Below are 4,257 nucleotides of genomic sequence, written 5' to 3' on the forward strand. Positions count from 1 at the left end.
GAAAAATTGGGCAAAGCCCTCCGGAGGGCTGCCGTCTCACCATGAGAAAGTCAGTTATAGAGGGATTTCTCGTAGGCCACCAGGCTTTCCCACGTAGGGGAAGCGGCGATTTTCGATGTGCCCTAAAGTCGGTTCCAGAAATTCAATAGGGTCCAAACTCCTGACTACCGATGGTGAGCAGGGGACTGTTTTTCTTGAACCAGAGCCAATCCCGCAGGGGTGGGGTTTCCGCAAGCTCCTGCCGACTCAGCCCCAGGCCGATTTTGTCCGATGCCTGTTGGAGCAAATCCAGCATGGCCTCCCGGTCCGCTGCCTTGGCCAGGGCTTCGTTCCAGCGCTTGTGGCCCTGGATACCCTTCACCAGGGCCCTCACCTTCTGGGCGGAGGAGTACTGGCTGTAGGGATTGGACTGGGCCATGGCGAAAGACTAACGGCAACGACGGGCCGAAGGGTGGGAATCCTGGGCCAGACCCTCACTGCTTAACGCCATGCTTGCCCGTTGCACTAGTGCCGCCATTGTTGGAGTGGAGGCCTGTCCCGTGGTGGTGGAGGCGGATTTAGGCCCTGGCCTGCCGGCGTTTCAGATTGTGGGTTTACCAGATACGGCAGTTCAGGAATCTCGCGAGCGAATCCGCTCCGCCCTGCGCAACAGTGGCCAGCGCCCGCTGGTGTCTCGCCTGACCGTCAATCTGGCTCCAGCCGCCTTGCGCAAACAAGGTCCCAGCTTTGATTTGCCCATGGCCCTTGCCCTCCAGGCCGCCGCCGGGCGCATTCCCTTGACCTGGCTGGAGGGCCTCTGGGCCACAGGGGAGTTGGGCCTGGATGGTAGCTTGCGGCCGGTGCGCGGGGTGCTGGCCATGGCTGAGGCGGCCCAGGCCGCGGGGGCCAGACATCTGCTGGTGCCCAAAGCCAACGGGAACGAGGCGGCCCAGATTGACGGCCTCTCCGTGCTGGCCGCGGCAGACCTGAACGAAGCCCAGGACCAACTGAACAATCCCCAAGTCCACCCCGCCCCGGATCAAGGCCGTTTTGTGGGGACCGTGGACGAGTTCAGGTTTGATCTCAGGGATCTGCAGGGGCAGAGCCATGGGCGGCGGGCCTTGGAAATCGCCGCCGCCGGTGGGCACCACATGCTCCTGGTGGGGCCGCCCGGCTGCGGCAAAAGTGTGTTAGCCCGCTGCTTGCCGGATTTGTTGCCACCACTTTCCATGGAGGAGGCCCTGGCAGTGCGGCGCGTCCATTCGGTGGCCTTTGCCCAGCCGGAGGCGGGCCTGCGTAGCCAGCGCCCCTTCCGTGCGCCTCACCACAGCTGCACCCCGGCAGCTTTGGTGGGGGGCGGCTCACCCCACCCGGTGCCCGGTGAGATCAGCCTGGCTCACCACGGGGTGTTGTTTCTCGACGAGCTGCCGGAATTTGGCCGCCATTGTCTGGACCACCTGCGGGAACCTTTGGAGCAGGGGGCCATTGACATTGCCCGGGCCGGTCAGCGACTGCGCTTCCCCTGTCAGTTTCAACTGGTGGCGGCGGCCAACCCCTGTCCCTGTGGCTGGTGGGGGGATCCGGTGCATAGCTGCAGTTGTGGTGATGCCGTGCGTCGTCGCTATTGGCGCCAAGTGTCAGGACCCCTGCTGGACCGCATTGATCTCCACGTGCCGGTGCGACGGCTTTCACCGACGGAGGTGAGTCGTCCCGTCGCCGCGGAAACCACCGTCCAGGTGCAGCAGCGTCTGGTCGTCAGCCGTCAGAACACCAGCCAGCGCTTTGGCCGCCAACTGTTTGATAACCGCCTCCTGGATGGGCGTCAACTGCGCCTTTGCAGCCCCCTCAGCGCCGCCGCCCGAGACCTTCTGGATCGCCTTGCTGACCGCCTCGGGCTCTCCATGCGCAGCCTTGATCGCCTCATGCGGGTGGCCCGCACCATTGCCGATCTGGCGAATTCTGAACGCATCGAAGCCGAACACCTGGCGGAGGCCGCCACCTATCGGGGTTGTGATCTGGACGTGACCTGACCGGAGGTGAGCGGCGTGTTCCAGAGGGGCAGACCCGCAACCATCAACTGTCAACCTTCAGGATGGACACTCTTCCGTCGGCGCCATGGACATCCGTTCCCGTGCTCCACTGATGAATTCCTCGTCCTCCCGCCGTGAGGCCTTGCGGCAGATGCTGGCCCGTCAGGCCTACAGGCGTGGCGACTTTCTCCTGGCCAGTGGTCGGCGGAGTGAGCACTACGTGAACTGCAAACCCGTCAGCCTCAGCGGCGCCGGCGCCACGCTGCTGGCGCCGCTGCTGCTGGATGCGGTGGATCCCAGAGCCCAAGCTGTGGCGGGCCTCACCGTGGGCGCCGATCCCCTGGTGAGTTGCGTGGCCATGGCTGCCGCCCTGGCGGGCCGACCACTGGATGCCCTCATCGTGCGCAAAGAGCCCAAGGGCCATGGCACAGGCGCCTGGATCGAGGGTCCACTGCCGGCGCCTGGCGCCCCGGTGACGGTGCTGGAGGACGTGATGACCACAGGCGGCTCCTGTCTCAAGGCGGTAAAGCGGCTGCGGGAGGCGGGCTATGCCGTTCAGGAGGTGGTGACCGTTGTGGATCGCCAGGACGGTGGGCAAACCGCCCTGGCCGCTGAGGGTCTGCATCTCAAGGCCCTCTTCCTGCTGGAGCACATCAGCACCCCGTTGGAACACCAACCATGACCACCCCCCTGCCCTTCCCCCACTGGTTGAGCCGGGCCTTGCCGGAGCCCGGTGCATGGCCGGTGTGGACGGTCCGTTCCGTCCACCTGTTGCATCTCACCGGCGCCGATAGCTTGCGCTTTCTCCATGGCCAAACCACCCAGGACCTGAACAGCGCCCCGCCCGGTTGTCTGCGTCGCAGTTGCGCGGTAACCGCCACGGCGCGAGCTGTGGCCCTCCTGGACACGTTGGCGGACAAGCAGGCAGCCCGGTTGGTGGTCCTGGCTGGTGACGGACCGGCGTTGCATCAGCGTTTTGATCGCCATCTGTTTCCCGCGGATCAGGTCACCCTGCTGCCCGTGGTCCAGGCGCAGCAGGTGAGCGTGCTGGGGGAAGCCGCCCCGGCTTTGTTGGCAGCCGAGGGCATCACCATGGCTCCTCCCAGCGCCGGGTGGTGCCCGGTGGCCGAGAGAAATCACCAGGCTTTGCTGTTGCGGGGTACGGACTTTGGCGCCGGCGTGCCGGGATTGCGGCTTCTGCTGCCGGATCCCCACCCTTTGCCACCATGGCTACACCATGTTCCCCGACTGACCCGGACCCAGGCAGAGTTGCTCCGGCTCCAGCAGGGAATGCCGGCATGGCCAAGCGAGATCAACGATGCCTTCAATCCTTTTGAACTGGGTCTTGCCGGGGCCGTGGCCCTCGACAAGGGGTGCTACTTGGGGCAGGAGGTGCTGGCCAGGTTGGTGACCTACGACGGCGTCAAACAACAACTGCGCCTCTGGCGCAGCGCCACCGCCCTTGGCAGTCTGCCTGAGGACAACGTGCTCCAAGGTGAAGACGGCGCCCGTGCCGGGGTGGTTACCTCCCGCTCAGCCCTGGCCACCGGCAGCGTGGGTCTGGCCGTCGTGCGCCGAGCCTGGCTGGGGGCGTCCACCTTGCGCCTGGGCCAGGGGAACATCAGCCTCAGCCTTCCCGCGGCGGCACAGTTTTCTGCCGGCGCAAGTCCTTCCCGTGAGCCCCCGCCCTTGGAGACTCACCCTTGAAGTTGGGGGAAGCATAATGAGGTGAGAGCAGACTTCAAGGCGGAGATCAAAGACATCAAAGTGGAGATGAAGCAGGATAACGGGGAGATTAAAGTCGAGGTCAGGGGCATGGGCAAGAAACTGGACCGGGTGCTGGAGATCCTGTTGGCAGCCCAATCCTGAGTTGAGGTAAAATAATCCCATTGTTGCTTGAATCACATGCACCACGCTCCAGCGTTCCATGGCTTGTGCAACCGCAAGTGGGGTTGCCCCGGTCTTCTCTGAGGCATGAAGATCGGCGCCAGCATTGATGAGGGTCCGGGCGACTTCCGAGTGCCCTTGCAAAGCTGCAATGTGCAGTGGAGTCCAGCCATTCTTGCCGACGGCATGAAGATCGGCGCCAGCTTTGATGAGGATCCGGGCGACTTCCGAGTGCCCTTGCAAAGCCGCAACGTGGAGTGGAGTCCCGCCATTCTTGCCGACAGCGTGAAAGTTGGCGCCAGCTTTGATGAGAACATTGTCAACGTCCGCATGCCCCACACCGGCCGCAATGTGCAGGAGG

At 64.4% G+C, this 4,257-nt stretch carries 5 protein-coding genes and 1 pseudogene; 4 read left to right on the plus strand and 2 right to left on the minus strand.

The features are described from left to right. Nucleotides 1-142 precede the first annotated feature (142 nt). Nucleotides 143-418: a hypothetical protein gene (locus FLM9_RS06900; protein WP_074457883.1), complete on the minus strand. Its 276-nt coding sequence runs from the start codon at nt 416-418 to the stop codon at nt 143-145. A 70-nt stretch (nt 419-488) separates the two neighbouring features. Here FLM9_RS06900 and FLM9_RS06905 point away from each other — a divergent pair, with 70 nt between their 5' ends. The 4 genes from FLM9_RS06905 (at nt 489) to FLM9_RS08245 (ending at nt 3,878) form a co-directional block, all read left to right on the plus strand. Next, complete coding sequence (locus FLM9_RS06905) at nt 489-2,009, plus strand: YifB family Mg chelatase-like AAA ATPase (RefSeq protein ID WP_074457884.1); 1,521 nt, start codon at nt 489-491, stop codon at nt 2,007-2,009. 85 nt (nt 2,010-2,094) lie between these two features. Beyond that, on the plus strand, nt 2,095-2,691 hold the full coding sequence (gene pyrE / locus FLM9_RS06910) for an orotate phosphoribosyltransferase (RefSeq protein WP_257243047.1): 597 nt from the start codon (nt 2,095-2,097) through the stop codon (nt 2,689-2,691). Then, nucleotides 2,688-3,716 carry a CAF17-like 4Fe-4S cluster assembly/insertion protein YgfZ gene (ygfZ, locus tag FLM9_RS06915; protein WP_074457885.1) on the plus strand — a complete coding sequence of 343 codons (1,029 nt, stop codon included), beginning with the start codon at nt 2,688-2,690 and terminating at the stop codon, nt 3,714-3,716. Before pyrE ends, ygfZ begins: the two co-directional genes overlap by 4 nt. 21 nt (nt 3,717-3,737) lie before the next feature. Next, nucleotides 3,738-3,878, plus strand: a complete 141-nt coding sequence (locus FLM9_RS08245) for a hypothetical protein (RefSeq protein ID WP_180365336.1) — start codon at nt 3,738-3,740, stop codon at nt 3,876-3,878. Nucleotides 3,879-3,992: 114 nt separating this feature from the next. Here the strand turns inward: FLM9_RS08245 and FLM9_RS08770 are convergent. Continuing rightward, nucleotides 3,993-4,235: pseudogene (locus FLM9_RS08770) on the minus strand (ankyrin repeat domain-containing protein); the annotation flags it as partial. Nucleotides 4,236-4,257 lie beyond the last annotated feature (22 nt).

Origin of the sequence: Candidatus Synechococcus spongiarum (genome assembly GCF_900047545.1) — a bacterium.
Lineage (GTDB): Bacteria > Cyanobacteriota > Cyanobacteriia > PCC-6307 > Cyanobiaceae > Synechococcus_B > Synechococcus_B spongiarum_C.

Excerpts from the sequence above, each read along its gene's own strand:
- FLM9_RS06905 (WP_074457884.1), top strand. The coding sequence starts at position 489 with ATGCTTGCCCGTTGCACTAGTGCCGCCATTGTTGGAGTGGAGGCCTGT.
- FLM9_RS06900 (WP_074457883.1), bottom strand. The coding sequence starts at position 418 with ATGGCCCAGTCCAATCCCTACAGCCAGTACTCCTCCGCCCAGAAGGTG.
- ygfZ (WP_074457885.1), top strand. The coding sequence starts at position 2,688 with ATGACCACCCCCCTGCCCTTCCCCCACTGGTTGAGCCGGGCCTTGCCG.
- pyrE (WP_257243047.1), top strand. The coding sequence starts at position 2,095 with ATGGACATCCGTTCCCGTGCTCCACTGATGAATTCCTCGTCCTCCCGC.